The sequence below is a fragment of the Mesorhizobium sp. B2-4-17 genome, assembly GCF_006441275.1.
In the GTDB taxonomy this organism is placed as follows: domain Bacteria; phylum Pseudomonadota; class Alphaproteobacteria; order Rhizobiales; family Rhizobiaceae; genus Mesorhizobium.
On the sequence record NZ_VFUX01000001.1, the window covers coordinates 65,045 to 79,997 of the forward strand.

Here is a 14,953-nt window from a genome sequence, read left to right on the forward strand (position 1 = left end):
GTCGCCACGACTTCAAGCCGACTCCAGCGGATGCGCCGGTTCATGCTGCTTGAACTCAGCGGCATGGAGATTGACGAAGTCGCGCATGCTCGTGGGTGCTTCGCCGGTGAGTTTGCGCAGGGTGTCCGTCATGCGGTCGTAACGCCCCTGCTTGGTCAGCTCAGTCATGGCTGAGAGATGCCTGATGACGAATTCAGGAAACCGCATCTGACGAAGGTTTTCGCTCCACCCTGGGAGTGGGACGTCGTGATATCGGATCGGCCGGCCGAGCGCCTCGGAGAAGAGACGCGCGTAGTGGTCCAGATCGGCCGATTCCGGCCCGGTCAAATCGTAGATCTGCCCGATATGCGGGGTGGGATCGTCGAGGATCACCGCCACCGCGCGCGCCACGTCCACCGCGGAGATCGGAGAGGTCTTGCCGCTGCCGAACGGCAGAGCCAACGCATCGGAGGCCCGCACACCGGCGGCGGCGAGTTGAAGAAAGAAGCCCTCAAGAAAGACTGTCGGCCGCATGGTGACAACCGGCAGTCCCGACCACGACAGAGCCTGCTCCGACAGCCAGTGCAGCTTGTGCTGCGGACTGTCGGTAGTCTCGCTAATGCTCATCTGGGAGACCGTCATCTGCGACATGTTCACGAACACCTCGACGCCGTAATGGCGCGCCACCGCGGCGGTGTTGAGTGTGGCTTCCAGGTAGGCCGCCGAGGTAGACATTCCAAAATAGATGCGCCGGCAGCCTTGGATGGCGCGATGCATCGAGGCAAGGTCCGTCAGGTCGCCCACAACGACCTCCGCGCCGATTCGTCGTAAGGCCTCGGCGCGCTCGTCCTCACGCCGAACCATGGCGCGCACCTTGTACCCCCTCGCGAGCAGAAATCCCGTGAGGTTGCGCCCGATGCCACCCACAGCGCCGGCTGCTCCGGTCACGAGAATCGGGTTGTTATGTCTATGTTTGGTCGTCATGTCGCTGGCCTTTGGATACATTCAAAAGACGAATTGGTGGGAGCTCCGCGCCTGGGTCGAGTCACTTGCGATCCGCCGAAGCTCTAGTTCGAATATTCCCAGAAATCGTCTGGAATAGAGCTTCCCATGGCAGCCCGCATGGCATCCCGAAACAGTTTCGCTGCCGGCATTGGACGAAAAGCTATTGCGCGATCGACGATGAGCCCCTCATCGTTTTCTTCGATAATATCGAAGCTTTCCAGCTCGTGACCCTGAATTTTTCCCTTCCACCTCAGCAGGGTTCTTCGGTCGTCCAGCTTCCACTCGCCCGTATAGGCACCTTCTCGTAGTATAGTCGAGGTCGCGAAGATCTTGGCAACGACCGCACGACCCTCGATGGTCCGAATTAATACTGGGCTGTGAAAAACAACATTTGCAGCGAGAATTGCCTCGTAGTCAGCCACGGTGGCGTGGCCTGACTCCCGAAGTTTTCGAATTGCATGCATGGCGGATGATCCTTCGATGGGTAACGACCCCACGGTTGCTTCTTGGTGATGTTGGCGGGTCAAGCCGGCATCACCCGTCTTAAAAAGCCGCGTCAGGAGACAACAACATGGTTGGACATCTTACCGTCCCTTCAAGCCGCAACGCGGATCAGCTTTTTGTTCACAAATTCGCCGATGCCCAGATGCGACAGCTCGCGGCCATACCCGGAGTTCTTCACGCCCCCGAACGGGAGGTCAGCTGCGGTGCCGGTCACCTCGTTGATGAAAACCATTCCGGACTCGATCTGGCGCGCAACACGTTTTGCGCGTTCGATGTCTTTGGCAATCACCGTCGCACCGAGGCCGAAGGGTGAATCATTGGCCAGTTGCACGGCCTCTTCGTCACTCTTGACGCGAAAGACCATGGCGACCGGGGCGAAGAACTCCTGTCGATAGGCGGGATTGTCCGGCTTTACGTCGACGAGGATAGTAGGGGCGAGGAAGAACCCGCGCTGATCGAGCTTCTTTCCGCCCAGCAACACCTTGGCGCCCCTTATAACTGCAGTGTCGATCTGGTTCAGGACGTTGTTGAGCGCTCCGTCCGTACAAAGGGGCGCCAGCGAGGTTTCAGGGTCCATGGGATCACCAGCCTGCAGTTTCTCAAACCCGGCCTTGAATCCGTCAAGGAACGCGTCGGCCATGCTTTCCGGAACGATGAAGCGCTTTGCCGCGATGCAGGTTTGACCGGCGTTTTTCATTCGACCGAACACGGCCAATTCCACGGCCGTGTCGAGGTCGGCATCATCAAGGACGATGAATGGGTCGCTGCCGCCGAGTTCCATCGTGCTCTTCTTCAATGCCTGGCCTGCTTCGGAAGCGACTGCCGACCCCGCCCTTTCACTGCCGGTCAGCGCAACGCCCCTGATCCGTCCATCTGCGATGATCTGTGCCGCTTGCTCGTTGGTCGCAAACACATTTGTCCAGGTTCCTTCCGGAGCGCCGGCGTCGAGAAAAAGCTTCTCGAACGCCAGCGCGCATTTCGGCACATTCGGAGCATGCTTGCAGATGATGGTGTTGCCGAGCATCAGGTTCGGCGCCGCTACGCGAACCAGCTGATAGTAAGGGTAGTTCCAGGGCTCGATGCAGAAAAGCACGCCCAACGGCGCGTTCTCGATAAAGGCCTCCCCGTTTCTGACCTGGAGTTTCTCCGGAGCAAGGAACGCATCCGCGTTATCCGCAAAGTAGTCGAGGATGTCTGCACACAGCCCGACCTCGGACCGCGCTTCTCGGAACAACTTGCCCATCTCGAGAGTGCTGAGTTTGGCGTATCTCTCGACGTCGTCGCGCAGAATCGAGGCCGCCTTCTTGACGACGGCTTTGCGAGCCGCAAGCGATCTCCGGCTCCAGTCGGTCGCGTATACCGTCTCCGCTTTGGCGATAATCGTTTCGATTTCGCCATCAGTGTGCAGCGGGAACGTTTGAACCAGATGCTCGGTGTAGGGATTAATCGTTTGATACAGCATGGAAGGCTACCTCTGCTTCCTTTGGGTTGCCGTTCTCAGCCACCCTGATTCCCGATCCACTTCAACGCGGACATGCTCGGCATGAAGAAATACTCGCCGCCCTTGAGCACGTTGAACGTTTGGATGCCGTGGACGCGCCGGCGGACGGGCGCCTTCGGGATCGTGAAGGTCGCGTCTTCCGGTTGGAGCCCGACGATTGGATCGCGCTCGTTGTTCGCGCCGATGAAATCGCCGTCGTTGATCCACTCCTTTTGCAGGAATTCGATCGTGTCCATCGCCTTGGCGCTCATGAACAGGAAGATGGCGCCGCGCGGCACGTGATCGTCTTCGTCGGACAGTTGGTTCGGGTCGTAGGGCCGTCCGTAGGTCGTGCCGCGCCGGATCAGGCGATGGATGTTGACGTCAGTCAGCCGCTGAAGCTGCGTGTCCCTCGGATTCATGCGCCGGATGTGGGAGCTAAAGGGTATCTGCTGGCCCCGGGAATCGCTCGCATAGTCGAAATCGTTGTTGCGTTGTGGATCGGCGCCGAGCGCTGGATTGTCCTTGTCAGGCGCCAGTGCCAGCGGCGCGCCGCTGCGCCAGCGGCCGACCAGCTTGGCGGCCAGCAATTCCCGCTCTTCCTCAGTGCTACCGTGCTCCCGCAGGAAGCGATTGAACGAGGCGACGAGCGAATGATACTTGCGATAGCCGACATAGGTTCCATTGCGACCAAGGATATCGGGTTGCGGCATCGGCAACGGGACGCCGGTCTCGCCGGGGTATCCCAGGATGAACTCCCCCGCCTTGATCGGGCGGCCCTGGCCCGGTAGCGGATCGACGCCGCTGCCCTCGACCGGCGGCTGGTCGATGCCGTCCTTATAACCCAGCGAATTGCGGTCATCCGGTTGGGCGCCGAAATCCTGCATCACCACGACGCTGACGCCCGAGAAACCCTCGTACTGATCGCGTGCGACAGCAAGCGCGCGCTGGCGCATCTCCTCGGTATCGCTGAATGCACTGATCCCGATGTGGACCTGAGCGTTGCCGTACGGCGCATCCCAGTGTTTCGGATCGTTCAGATCCACATCGCCAAGTTCCTTGGCGCGGGCCGCCATCCCAACACGGAATGTTTCGGGAAAGCTCTGCAGGGAGTCTTGGGGGAGACCCAGTGCTTCCAGGCCCGCATAAGTGATCCCAACCCCGAGCCAGGCATTTGCGGCGATCCGCCAGCCGGCGGCAGAGTCGACGTAAGGTGTCAGCCGCCGAAGAAAGGCCCGGCCCGCCGCCGCATCATCGACCCGCAACAGAATGTGCATGCCGAAATATGGCGCCGGCCTCTGCCTGAGCACAGTTGCCTGGATCTCATGCAGATCGAGCGTTGGAACGTGCGCCGGCGGGTTCTCGCCGACGGAGTCCTTGATGGACAACATGGACTTATCCCTTATGAGCCTGAGGAGTTGCGTCCCGCACGGACTCCCAAGCGAGTTCGCGGCTGCGGCTATCCGATTTCATCGAGGAATTCGTCGACGGCCTTGCCGAGCTTTTCGAGCCTTCTTGCCTCCGGGACGGTGAGGTTCGACGAAGCGACATACCAGGCGTCAGCAGTAATCTGATTGCCAGCGATCCAGTCCTTGATTGCGGGATCATGCATCCCCTTTGGCGGGTATCCCACCATATTGCTGAATAGGACGTCGAGCGCGTCGGGAATCTTGGTAGAGAAGTCGTCGATATAGGCGTCCCAGTCGCCGTCATACGTTGTGGCAAACAGCAGCCTCGTGTCGTTATCGAGGAATACGAAGCGCATGTCGTGCAAGGTACCCACCTTGTCCGCGCCCTGGAAATTGCCGCCCAAGACTTTGAGCAGAGCCCGGAGCCGCTTGGCGCCTCCCGGTGCAAAGGTGACAATCGACGTGAGTTCGGACACTTTGCCCTGACGCAGCCCGGTACGCCCTGCGCTCGCGGCTCTCTGCTGCCCATCAGCGGCCGCAGTGCTGAGTTCGGCGACCATCTTTTCAAGTCCGATGCGGCCCACCTCCGGCGCGTCGGCGTAAAGCCCGCGTACCTTGTCGATCAAGTCAGCGACCGTCTCGTGTTCCGACATCGTGCGTGCCTGTGCTTGCGCTGCCATTGTACTTCTCTCTTTGCGTTTCGGTGGTTCGTCCCCTCGCGGTCGCCTAGCCGATCTTGTCCAGGAATTCGTCCACAGCCTTGCCGATGCGCTGGAGCCGCTGAATCTCGGCTACCGTCAGATCCGGATAGGCGACATACCAGCCCTCCGCCGTGATCTGGTGCTTGACGAGGTAGTCCTTCGCTCCCGGGCTGCGAATGCCGGGCCAGCCATCCCAAGCGGAGTCGATGATGTCGAGATAGTCGGGAATTTTCGCCACGAAGTCGTCGATATAGGTGTCCCAATCGCCATCGTAGGCCGTGGCGAAAAGCAGTCTCGTGTCGTTATCGAAGAACACGAAGCGCATGGTGTGAAGCGTGCCTACCTTGTCGGCGCCTTGCGAGAGGTTGCCACCCAATAGCCTCAGGAACGCGCGCAAACGCTGCGCGCCACCTTGTGCGAGCGGGACGATGATCGTCAACTCAGAGACCTTGCCGAGGCGCGCGCCGACACGACCGGCGCTTTCTATCGGCGGCGGCGGATCCGAAGCTTGGGACTTCAGCACTTGAACTGCGTTCTCCAGTGCCTTCTTGCCGATCTCCGGTGCATCAGCGAACAGTTCCCGGAACTGCTGGATCTTCTTCTCGACCGTCGAGTCCTGTTCTGGTTTAAGCGCGGTGGCGGTGGCCATTTGAATCTCCCGGTTGTCAGCCTTGGCCTCTAATTGGCCCCGAAAGTGCCGCAGGGACCAGTAAAGCCATGCAAATCGCGCCAAATTCTTGCTAAGGTTACGCTTGATCGGGGTGCGTCGGATCAGATACGCTTCGTCTTGAGGGATCCCGGATCAGAGCCTGCGCTGACGTGGCGCGCCGCTGATGAAAGTGCTCCGGCCCTATTGGAAATGGTCACGGGGAGCCGCAGGCCCAGCTGCCGCCAGGCAGCCAACGGGTTGCTGGTCTCATCGACACCCAATTGGCTCGCCGTGGAGACTGCCGGGATCACATGTCGGCATTTGCGCCAGCGCAGGCCAAATTCACGCGAGATAGCCGGAAACGCCGTCCCACAACAATTTCAACGCCGTCACGACCAGCAATCCGTAGCAGGCCCTGTAAAGCTGATGTTGGTCCAGCCTTCCGTGCATCCGCCAACCAAGCCAGACGCCGGCGGGGATGGCAGGCAGGCAAGCCGCCATCAATATCCAGACGTTGCCTTCCGGTTTCACCAGCAGCAGCCACGGCATCGCTTTGGTCGCGTTGCCGACAGTGAAGAACAGGCTCGTCGTCCCTGCGTAGACTTCCTTGCCGAGGCCAAGCGGCAATAGATACATCGCAAGCGGAGGTCCGCCCGAATGCGCCACCATGGTGGTGATGCCCGATGCCAGACCGGCGGCAACTGCCTTTGCCGACGAACGCGGACGGATACTCACAGTCGCGCCTCCGACAAACCATAGACCGACAAAGAGCAGGGTGATGGCCGCCATCAGGATCGCTATGGCGCGGTGGTCCAGGACACGAAACAGCAGATAGCCCAGCGCTATCCCGATCACGAGTCCCGGTAACAGCAGCACAAGGTCCTGCTTCGACCAGGTCGAGGGCTTCCAATAGCGCAACGCGAACAGGTCCATCGCGATGAACAGCGGCGCGAGGAGGCCACCGGCTGTCACCGGGTCCATCACGATCGACAGCAGCGGAATGCCAATGATGGCGAAGCCGCCGCCGAAGGCACCTCTCATGAAACTGATCAGAAACACCCCGACAGAGGCGACAAGAACCGTGGCAGCCGTCAATTCCAAGCGTCCGCCTCCAAAGAAATATTCAAGTTCCATGGGGCGCGTCGTTACTTTGCCGGCTACCGACGAGAATCCCATGCAATCGTTGACGCGCCCATGCGGATTTGAATGTCGCCTCCGACCTCCCGCGCTTCGTAGACGTTGAGCGGCCTGATCGCCGGGCCGTCGATCACCGCTCCGGTCGGAATGTCGAACCGGGAGCCGTGGCATTGGCACATGACGGTCTTCCCGGTGAGTTGCCCGCCGGACAGCGGGCATGCCTGCGGAGCGCACGTGCACAGGTCGTCGAACGCGTAAAGGCTATCGTCAATCCGCACGAGAGAAATTCGCAGCTTGTGGTCGTCCGAATAATAAGGGACGACTAGGTTGTTGGGGATCGCGACGCCCGGCGCGATCGAAAGCAGAATATCAGCAGCGAGCATCGTCATCGCCTTCTCCTTCACAATAAGGGCACTCGGGTTCAATAAGGATACTCGGGGATGATGTCGGACTTCTTGGCGTCGAGGCGCAACTCGCCTGGAGCCCCGGCGGGCACGAAGGGCCGGTACGGCATGATCGGGTCGAGGCGTATATAGCCGGCCCCCAGCGGAGGCCTTGTGTCCGGATCTCCCTTGTTCGGCCAGAGCGACATTGCGCGCTCGGCAAGGGCTGTGATCGTCAGCGACGGGTTCACACCGGGATTGGCTGGCATCACGCTCCCGTCCATGACGTGAAGCCCGGGCTGCCCGAACACGCGCTGATAGGGATCGACAGCGCCAGTCGTACTGCTGTCGCCAAGCGGAATCCCGCCAGTGAAATGGGCTGTGGCCGTGCGGTTGATGACCTCGGTGACCAGCGCCCCCTGGCCGCTGTCCATTTTCTTTGCCAGTCGGTCGGCGAACTCCTCGACGACCGGAATGTGCACCGAGGGCGGCGCCCCGGAGCCGCGCCGGCTCCGCAACAGGCCGTCATGCCAGTACAGGTCGATCGACGTATCGGTCGTCTGCATGCACAGCATGATGGCCGCCCGCTCGGGCCAGTGACGCGGATCCGCGACGCCAAGCACCTGGGCCGGGTGTTCGACCAACTCCTTGAGCCACGACAGCGTCGGATGTTTCTGCTCGCCATGCTGATGGTGGGTGAAAAGGAGCGCGAATAGCGAGCTTCCGGCCCCGTAGTAGACGGGCTCGATGCTCGTCACCGGATCTGGCCAGACGCCGCAAGTGATTGCGACCGATCCCGGCGTGATGTGAATCTTTTCCGGATCGCGCTTCCATTGTCCGTAAGGCCGGGTGATCTCGAGGAGCTGTTCGGAATTCGTCCGTGCCCGTTTGCCCAGCTCACTCGATAGACCCCTCAAGCGGCCTTCATGCTGCATGTGATGAAGGAGCTTCGACGAGCCATACGCGTGGGCAGCGACGATCACCTGCTCGGCGGTGTATGTGTGGTGGTGCAGATGCGCCGCGCGCTGGGCCCAACCGGGATGGCGCGCATGCACCTCGAGCCCGCCACCATCGAGCGGGGAGAGGTCGTAAACTTCGTGCAGCTCATGGATCTCCGCGCCGAGCTTTTCCGCCAGATAGAGATAGTTGGTCGTCACCTTGTTCTTGGCGTTGTGGCCACAACCGACTTGGCAGTTGCCGCATGAAATGCATCCGGTGCGCCGAGGTCCGACACCGCCGAAATACGGATCATCCTCCTCGACGCCCGGCCGACCGAAGTACACCCCCACCGGTGCCTTGTTGAAGGTTTCCCCTCTCCCCATCTCGGTCGCGACCTGCTGCATGTAGCGATCAACGTCGGTCGGCATGTACGGATAGCGAACGACGCCGAGCATCCGCCTTGCCTGGTCGTAACAGGGCGCCAGTTCGTCGGCCCAGTCGGTGATACCTGCCCATCCTGGCGCATCGAAGAACTTTTTCGGAGGGACATAGAGGGTGTTGCCATAGACATGCGAGCCGCCGCCGACGCCCGACCCACAGAGGAGGAGTACGTCGTCCAGATATTCCATTCTCTGGATCCCGTATAACTCTGCCGCGGGGAACCACAGATAGTCCTTCAGATCCCAGTTGGTCTTCGCAATGTCTTCGTCTTTCCAGCGCCGGCCGGCCTCCATAACGCCCACACGGTAGCCCTTCTCGGCGGCGCGGAACGCGGCAACGCTTCCACCGAACCCGGAGCCGATGATCACCACATCATAGTCGAAGGTGGCCATGAACACTTTCCTTCCGGCTTGTTGGTGGACCCAATGATCTAGCACTCAAGTCCCGAGGAGGGCCCGATCGGGTCGGGCGGCTGGAATAAACCGCGGCTGCGCTACGTGGGGCCGCGGTCTGAAAACGTGGCGGTTTCCAGGCGCCCTCCAAGCTTCGGCGCCGTTCGACTTACAATCGCAAGCGGCGTTCTTCGGTGATGCGCCTCGGCGACCGAGGCTACGAACTTGTAGCCACGCCCGGGGATGTTGATGATGAAGCGGTTTCCGTCTCGTCCGTCACGCAGCGTCCTGCGCAATGCGGAAATATGGACCGTCAAATTGGCAGGCCCCACAAAGACATCGGGCCAAACGCGCGCCATCAATTCTTGCTTGCTAATCAATTCGCCAGGACGTTCGAGCAAGGCAATCAGGATTTCCAGCGCGCGGCTTCCCAACGGCGCTGGTCTGTCGCCCTCCAGCAGAAGAAACTGTGCCGGAAGCAGACGAAATGGCCCGAATGAAACTTCGGTTGGCGCGGTGCGAACCGGCTCGGCTCCGTTCGTCAAGAGTGGCCCCTCCACGTCCGGAGTTTGAACGACGCGTCCATCATGAAGCCCCTGCTCGCGATGGAATTCAGACACCGCCGGCGCTTGGGGCCAGCGCGAATATCCGAAGTCCGGTGCTGATCCTGATGCGCGCATGGTGATCTCGTTTTGGAACCAGGTTTGAGACAAAGATGTTCGTGGCGTAATCTGATCGTTTGAGGGAGCGCGAGCAATTGCACGTAGGTATCGACAAATGAGCGAGCGAATTAGCCCGCCTGAGCTCAAATGCAGGTCGCATTGCTAGTCCACGACATTTCCGGCGAAATCGTTTTGATTTCTGATCTCCTCAGCGGATTGGCTGCCGGAGATATTTCTCCGCGCGCGGGATTGTCCCCACGCCGCCCGATCGGTTGTTGCCGACGGCCTCATATTGGCCTCAAACTTGCCGATCTGAGCGGCTAAACCCGTGAAGGCTTGTTCTGTCGAGCTACCCCGAGCAAATTCTCCATCCGGCTATGGGAATTTACCGATTGCTTTTAACGCGACGAAAGCTGGAGCGGCGAATTTCGGGAGCCACCGTTCAGTGAACAAAGACCAATGGCGGATCCAACGACCGGAGTTCGATTTTAATCATGTGTCGGCGAGCAAGTCCCGGTCGCTTGAATCCCGCCGCTTTGACATTCCAGGGCTTCGCAAATCATCTGCCCCAGATTTCGGGCCCGACTTCCGGCCAGGACTGGCTCGTGGCAGGTATAGTATTCGTTTTTAGGCCTGCCTGCCTGTGTGTGGCATGTTTCCGGATCGAAGCAGTAAAGTTGTTGTCGATATTTGCAGAGAGGTGCGCTGGCGACTTGTAGACATCCTCCGAACCGTAGTGATCGCTACCGGCGAACGCAGTGGCAGTGGCAGTGGCAACAAGCATGGCGGCGGCGCCAAGAACAATCCTGGTCATTTCAAGTACTCCTGATTTCAGTGTCTCTGTCCGTCAAGTGGCGCGCCCTAGGAGGAAATCGCGTCACTCGGACCGGCAACAAAGCTTGCTGGTAAGCCTTGATCGCGTTGTCGTTTCGCCATCCACGCCAGGTCGATGACCGAGGGCTCGCGTCAGTCCCAGAACCGTCGGCGCGCCTCGCGGACGGCGTCCGATCGTGAAAGGCCGATGTCCTTCAGCTGGTCGACGCCGATTTCGAGCAGCGCCATTCGCGAGCGCCGTCTCTCGGATTGCCGCTTCAGTAACGCCAGAATGGACGCGGCGTCGAAAAGCGATCCGCCTGGCGAAGCGTCATACTCGTTATCCTCGGCTATCCGGTAGGCCTTGTCGGTGGTGACCACTGTCGTTTCCTCATTCTATTACTTGTGGCGATCAATGTTGTGCCGCTGTTGCCGGCAGCCCATTGCACGATGGTATCGGCAATACTTTTGGATCGTTTCCGACTGGCATGCGCCCGACGCCAAAGCAGACGCAGGAAAAAGGGCCGACCACGTCGCAAAGCCTTCGTGGTCAATCGTTCCAGATCAGCTGGCCGAAGTCGGGCCGGGGACCGGCTATTCGATGGTATAGCCGTCGTCCTCGGATCGACGATGACGTGCCTGGTTGCCCCTGGCCTGTGAATGGGCGCGGTAGACAATTTGCCTAACCCGTCCAGGTGGTCGCCGTCAGCTGTGAGTAGTGGTCGCTGCCGGCAAAGGCCGAGCCGGATGTGGCAAGTACCGCGGCGGCGACAAGCGCCAGCCTGGTCACTCCATTCTCCTGATATCGGGTTTGTGAAGGATAGGGCCGCGTTAGCGGCCCCAGATCCCCTGGCCCGGTTCGTCCTGGAAGATACCAGTCGCGGAGTTGACATGGTTGTGCTTGACCGAGCTGTGGATAGACCCGGTGAGGCTACGGTCGATATTGCTGGAAACCGGTGCCGGCTGCCAGTTCACATTCTCCGACCCATAGTGGTCGCTGCCAGCAAACGCGGTGCCGGTCGCAAGAAGAAATGCGGCGGCGGTAAAAGCGATCTTGTTCATTTAAAATACTCCTGGATTTAGTGATCTGTCCGTCAAGCAACGCAACATGGGAGGAAGTTTACCGTCGCTCGGACCGCCAGGAGATGGCCATGCGCCACGGCCGCTTCCATCATACAAAGGTGTTGCACCTAAGGTCTAAGCGGGGCGGAAGATTGCCGGACAGGTTATTTTTATATTTATCCTCAAGCACTTAGACGCTTACAGCGGATTACGTTTCCGAACCGCGCTCTGTCGCTCATTGTTCGCACACAAACAATCCGCAGTGTCGAATCGAACTGCTCGGTTCGCCATGAGCGATACGATGGTGGGATGGCCAGCCGCAGCAATCGGGTGTCGACCCATCCGGCATCACCGCCCGCGAAGGCCGCTCCGGCGCGTTTTGGGAGCCGGCTGGCAACTCAGCCGATCTGGCATCAGCCTCATCGCGGTGCTGTTGCCCTGGAAGGTCCATCAATCGCCATTCAAAATCCCTTCAGGCGCAAGCTGGCCCCGTTCGAACCGATGGAGCCGTTCGGCCCGACCGAACCGATACGAAGGCATCGCGGACACCTTCGTGCAATGGATTTACCGCCGCTGCTGGCCGATCCTTTGGCGCATCGGATCGGCATCAAGCCACAGGAGTACGTCATGACCGCAATTTCGACATCAACCGCGATAACCGATTCCTCTGTCGGACTTTCCGGGTGCCGGCTGTTCTCGAGGCTGGGACCGGAACACTCAAGCCGATCGGAGCCATCAGCCAAAGAGCCGGGGAAGAACCCAGGGCTGTCGATAGCATCGCTCGGCCGACTGGCTGCGAAAAAGGCGCTCTCGAGCGACGGTGAAACCGTGGAGATGACGGGAACGACAATCGTTGAGGCCTCCATTGACAAGATCGACCTCGCCCAATGGTTTCATGGGCCTGTCGAGCCCCACGGACGTTCGACGCCTGCCCTTGCGTCCGGATCGATGGCTGCTCTCGACGGCAAGCCTATGTCGGTCCAGGTCGAACTCATCGGGGGCAGCCTGATAATGCAGTACTACGTCGAGACAAACGCCAGCAAAGACAATCTGGTGCTGGAATCGCATTCCGACCTGTTTACGTCGCAAGGACCCACGTCCATCCACATACGATGGGAAGTGAGCGTGACGGCGCTCGAAGGCGGAAGGTCCAAACTCACAAACCGCGTCCAATCAAGGACTTCCCAGGCGTTCATGGCCTTCCTTGACCGGCAAGGCATTGAGATAGAGGCATTCCGTTCACAGTGCCTTCCCGCGCCTGAACTGAGAGCCCTTGCAAAAAGCATCGGCCGCGCTGCCGCTCGAAGCTAAAGGCGTCGGTTCGAGAAGGAGTTCGCCTTCATGAGCAGCACGTTTCCATCTTCAGCGGTAGCACAGGCGGTTCACGCCAGCGAGCCCACAGCGCGCCGGCCCTTTCGTGACCTGCACCCATCGAGGAACAGGCGGGCACAATAGTGCGCCCGTTCAACGATCTCACGCTGATCAGGCGGCTGGCGCTGGCCCAGCATCAGCGCTCGCTGCGGCTCCATGATCATCATGCCCCTGAGCATGCCGACGGCCGTCGACGGATCATCGATTTCGATTTCGCCGCTGTCGCGCTGCCGAGTGAGCCAGCTTTCCATGGTGTGGATCGTGCGGCCGACGGCGAGTTCGGCGAAAGCAGCGGCAATCTCGGGAAAATGATCGCGTTCGGCAAAGACAAGCCGCAAGGTGGACACCGTGTCCCCGTCGAGCGTCAAGGTGGCGTAGGCGATAAGTATCTGCTCGAGCGCTTCCTCGATCGGGAGCGTCTCCAGATGCGCTTCGTCCAGTTCCAGCATGAAGCGCGAGATCCGGTCGGAGATGACCGATCGGAACAACTCCGCCTTGGTCGGTATCAGACGATACATGGTCTTGGTCGAAACCCCCGCTCGCTCGGCTATGCGGCTCATGCTCGCTCGGGCATAGCCGCTGGCATTGAACTCCTGGCGTGCCGCCGTGACGACGAACTGGCGGGTCTCTTCGTCTGATCGCAACTGCGGGCGGCCGCGCCTTGAGACTTTGGTATTATGGACCATGATTGTTTTCCAAATTCATTGACAAGCTTCACGATCAGGCTCATATAAGAAAATATAAGTTTTCCTAAATAGCGCAAGCCCGATTTCCGCGCAAGGCGGCAACAGAAAGGAACAGACCATGAGCCGGCACCAGAGGGACTTTACCATGGAGAAATCCCTGCCAGCCGGTGAAGCGGCGCCAGGAATAGAAATGCCCCGCGACGCAGATGTCCGCGAGGCGGTTGCCGGCATGCGTGGCGGGCAACCAAAGCGGCTGCTGCGTCGGCTGCTCTTTGCCGGGGTGGCCGTTGCCGCTCTCGCAGGCGGTGCGCATTGGGGCTGGCAGTACTGGACTGTCGGCCGCTTCCTGGTCTCTACCGATGATGCCTATGTGAAGGCCGACAGTACGACCATTGCGCCCAAGGTTTCGGGATATATAGCGGCGGTGTTGGTCGGTGACAACGATGCGGTAAAGGCCGGACAGGTGCTGGCGCGCATTGACGACCGTGATTTCCAGGTGAGCCTCGAACAGGCCAAAGCCCAGGTCGAGGCGGCCGAAGCCAACATCGCCAGCAAGCAGGCGGCCGTCGCCGCCCAGCAGTCGCAAATCGAGGCGGCGCGGGCGACAATCACGGTCGATCAGGCAAACGAGACATTCGCCGAGCAGGAAGACCAACGCCATGCCGAACTGGCCAAGAAGGGCTTCGGCAGCATCCAGAACGCGCAGCAGGCCGCGTCCCAGATCGCCGCCGCCCGTGCCGCGGTGAGCCGCGATACGGCTGTGCTCGCCAATGCGACCAAGGAACTCGATGTCCTCAAGGCCGAGCTTGGCCAGGTCAGAGCCGCGCTCGCCAGTGCCAAGGCGGCCAAGGATCAGGCCGAACTCAATCTCTCATACACTGAAATCACCGCGCCCATCGGCGGCATGATAGGCAACCGCACCTTGCGCGTCGGTCAGTTCGTGCAGGCCGGCACGCAGCTTATGGCCGTTGTGCCGACCGACGGGGCCTATATCATCGCAAACTACAAGGAAACACAGCTCGCCAATGTGAAGGCGGGGCAGCCTGTCGAGATTGAGGTCGACAGCTTCCCAGGGCAGGTATTGAGCGGTCATATCGACAGCCTAGCGCCGGCGAGCGGCCAGGAGTTTGCTCTCCTGCCACCGGACAACGCCACCGGCAACTTCACCAAGGTAGTGCAGCGCATTCCCGTCAAGATCGTCCTGGACCCTGGGCTCTTAGTGGAATTGCGCCCGGGCATGTCGGTCTACCCGACCATCGACACCAAGTCGTCCACGACCGAGATCGCCTCGGCCTCCGGACGTTTCAACTGATGCTTCTCGACCGGCCCGTAGGAGGGCG

Annotated in this window: 16 protein-coding genes; 2 read left to right on the top strand and 14 right to left on the bottom strand. The window is 60.2% G+C overall.

Annotation, left to right across the window (positions count from 1 at the left end; translation table 11 throughout):
• Window positions 1-12: 12 nt before the first annotated feature.
• From FJ548_RS00260 to FJ548_RS00320, 13 genes are all read right to left on the bottom strand, one after another.
• Entirely contained in the window at window positions 13-963 is a 951-nt protein-coding gene (locus FJ548_RS00260; RefSeq protein WP_140608604.1) for an NAD(P)H-binding protein, read from the bottom strand.
• Between the two features lie 83 nt (window positions 964-1,046).
• A complete protein-coding gene (locus FJ548_RS00265; protein ID WP_246678517.1) occupies window positions 1,047-1,511 on the bottom strand; it encodes a hypothetical protein in 465 nt (154 codons plus the stop codon).
• A gap of 68 nt (window positions 1,512-1,579) precedes the next feature.
• Window positions 1,580-2,950 carry an NAD-dependent succinate-semialdehyde dehydrogenase gene (locus tag FJ548_RS00270; RefSeq protein WP_140776158.1) on the bottom strand — a complete coding sequence of 457 codons (1,371 nt, stop codon included), beginning with the start codon at window positions 2,948-2,950 and terminating at the stop codon, window positions 1,580-1,582.
• 35 nt (window positions 2,951-2,985) lie between these two features.
• On the bottom strand, window positions 2,986-4,359 hold the full coding sequence (locus FJ548_RS00275) for a peroxidase (protein WP_140776160.1): 1,374 nt from the start codon (window positions 4,357-4,359) through the stop codon (window positions 2,986-2,988).
• A 68-nt stretch (window positions 4,360-4,427) separates the two neighbouring features.
• Window positions 4,428-5,057 (bottom strand): hypothetical protein, encoded by a 630-nt coding sequence (locus FJ548_RS00280; protein ID WP_140776162.1) that lies wholly within the window; start codon window positions 5,055-5,057, stop codon window positions 4,428-4,430.
• Between the two features lie 46 nt (window positions 5,058-5,103).
• Window positions 5,104-5,727 (bottom strand): hypothetical protein, encoded by a 624-nt coding sequence (locus FJ548_RS00285; protein WP_140776164.1) that lies wholly within the window; start codon window positions 5,725-5,727, stop codon window positions 5,104-5,106.
• Between the two features lie 342 nt (window positions 5,728-6,069).
• Window positions 6,070-6,828: a sulfite exporter TauE/SafE family protein gene (locus tag FJ548_RS00290; RefSeq protein ID WP_210242628.1), complete on the bottom strand. Its 759-nt coding sequence runs from the start codon at window positions 6,826-6,828 to the stop codon at window positions 6,070-6,072.
• 56 nt (window positions 6,829-6,884) lie between these two features.
• Window positions 6,885-7,253 carry a Rieske (2Fe-2S) protein gene (locus FJ548_RS00295; protein ID WP_140776168.1) on the bottom strand — a complete coding sequence of 123 codons (369 nt, stop codon included), beginning with the start codon at window positions 7,251-7,253 and terminating at the stop codon, window positions 6,885-6,887.
• Window positions 7,254-7,285: 32 nt separating this feature from the next.
• Window positions 7,286-9,019 (bottom strand): GMC family oxidoreductase, encoded by a 1,734-nt coding sequence (locus FJ548_RS00300; protein ID WP_140776169.1) that lies wholly within the window; start codon window positions 9,017-9,019, stop codon window positions 7,286-7,288.
• Window positions 9,020-9,120: 101 nt separating this feature from the next.
• The gene (locus tag FJ548_RS00305; RefSeq protein ID WP_140776171.1) at window positions 9,121-9,699 is read right to left on the bottom strand and encodes a transcriptional regulator; all 579 of its coding nucleotides are present in this window, start codon (window positions 9,697-9,699) and stop codon (window positions 9,121-9,123) included.
• Window positions 9,700-10,240: 541 nt separating this feature from the next.
• Window positions 10,241-10,495 (bottom strand): DUF680 domain-containing protein, encoded by a 255-nt coding sequence (locus FJ548_RS00310; RefSeq protein ID WP_140776173.1) that lies wholly within the window; start codon window positions 10,493-10,495, stop codon window positions 10,241-10,243.
• Window positions 10,496-10,647: 152 nt separating this feature from the next.
• Window positions 10,648-10,875 (bottom strand): DUF1127 domain-containing protein, encoded by a 228-nt coding sequence (locus FJ548_RS30210; RefSeq protein WP_246678518.1) that lies wholly within the window; start codon window positions 10,873-10,875, stop codon window positions 10,648-10,650.
• 450 nt (window positions 10,876-11,325) lie between these two features.
• Window positions 11,326-11,556, bottom strand: a complete 231-nt coding sequence (locus FJ548_RS00320) for a DUF680 domain-containing protein (RefSeq protein WP_140776175.1) — start codon at window positions 11,554-11,556, stop codon at window positions 11,326-11,328.
• Between the two features lie 309 nt (window positions 11,557-11,865).
• On the opposite strand from FJ548_RS00320, the gene FJ548_RS00325 reads away from it, so the two are divergent.
• Window positions 11,866-12,867, top strand: coding sequence for a hypothetical protein (locus tag FJ548_RS00325; RefSeq protein WP_140776177.1), 1,002 nt, complete (start codon window positions 11,866-11,868; stop codon window positions 12,865-12,867).
• A 71-nt stretch (window positions 12,868-12,938) separates the two neighbouring features.
• Here the strand turns inward: FJ548_RS00325 and FJ548_RS00330 are convergent, their stop codons facing one another.
• Window positions 12,939-13,613, bottom strand: a complete 675-nt coding sequence (locus FJ548_RS00330; RefSeq protein WP_140776179.1) for a TetR/AcrR family transcriptional regulator — start codon at window positions 13,611-13,613, stop codon at window positions 12,939-12,941.
• A gap of 229 nt (window positions 13,614-13,842) precedes the next feature.
• On the opposite strand from FJ548_RS00330, the gene FJ548_RS00335 reads away from it, so the two are divergent.
• Window positions 13,843-14,925, top strand: a complete 1,083-nt coding sequence (locus tag FJ548_RS00335; protein WP_246678531.1) for an HlyD family secretion protein — start codon at window positions 13,843-13,845, stop codon at window positions 14,923-14,925.
• Window positions 14,926-14,953 lie beyond the last annotated feature (28 nt).

Coding starts and splice junctions, on each gene's coding strand:
- FJ548_RS00260 (WP_140608604.1), bottom strand. CDS start 963: ATGACGACCAAACATAGACATAACAACCCGATTCTCGTGACCGGAGCA.
- FJ548_RS00270 (WP_140776158.1), bottom strand. CDS start 2,950: ATGCTGTATCAAACGATTAATCCCTACACCGAGCATCTGGTTCAAACG.
- FJ548_RS00275 (WP_140776160.1), bottom strand. CDS start 4,359: ATGTTGTCCATCAAGGACTCCGTCGGCGAGAACCCGCCGGCGCACGTT.
- FJ548_RS00280 (WP_140776162.1), bottom strand. CDS start 5,057: ATGGCAGCGCAAGCACAGGCACGCACGATGTCGGAACACGAGACGGTC.
- FJ548_RS00285 (WP_140776164.1), bottom strand. CDS start 5,727: ATGGCCACCGCCACCGCGCTTAAACCAGAACAGGACTCGACGGTCGAG.
- FJ548_RS00295 (WP_140776168.1), bottom strand. CDS start 7,253: ATGACGATGCTCGCTGCTGATATTCTGCTTTCGATCGCGCCGGGCGTC.
- FJ548_RS00300 (WP_140776169.1), bottom strand. CDS start 9,019: ATGGCCACCTTCGACTATGATGTGGTGATCATCGGCTCCGGGTTCGGT.
- FJ548_RS00305 (WP_140776171.1), bottom strand. CDS start 9,699: ATGCGCGCATCAGGATCAGCACCGGACTTCGGATATTCGCGCTGGCCC.
- FJ548_RS00310 (WP_140776173.1), bottom strand. CDS start 10,495: ATGACCAGGATTGTTCTTGGCGCCGCCGCCATGCTTGTTGCCACTGCC.
- FJ548_RS00320 (WP_140776175.1), bottom strand. CDS start 11,556: ATGAACAAGATCGCTTTTACCGCCGCCGCATTTCTTCTTGCGACCGGC.
- FJ548_RS00325 (WP_140776177.1), top strand. CDS start 11,866: ATGGCCAGCCGCAGCAATCGGGTGTCGACCCATCCGGCATCACCGCCC.
- FJ548_RS00330 (WP_140776179.1), bottom strand. CDS start 13,613: ATGGTCCATAATACCAAAGTCTCAAGGCGCGGCCGCCCGCAGTTGCGA.
- FJ548_RS00335 (WP_246678531.1), top strand. CDS start 13,843: ATGCGTGGCGGGCAACCAAAGCGGCTGCTGCGTCGGCTGCTCTTTGCC.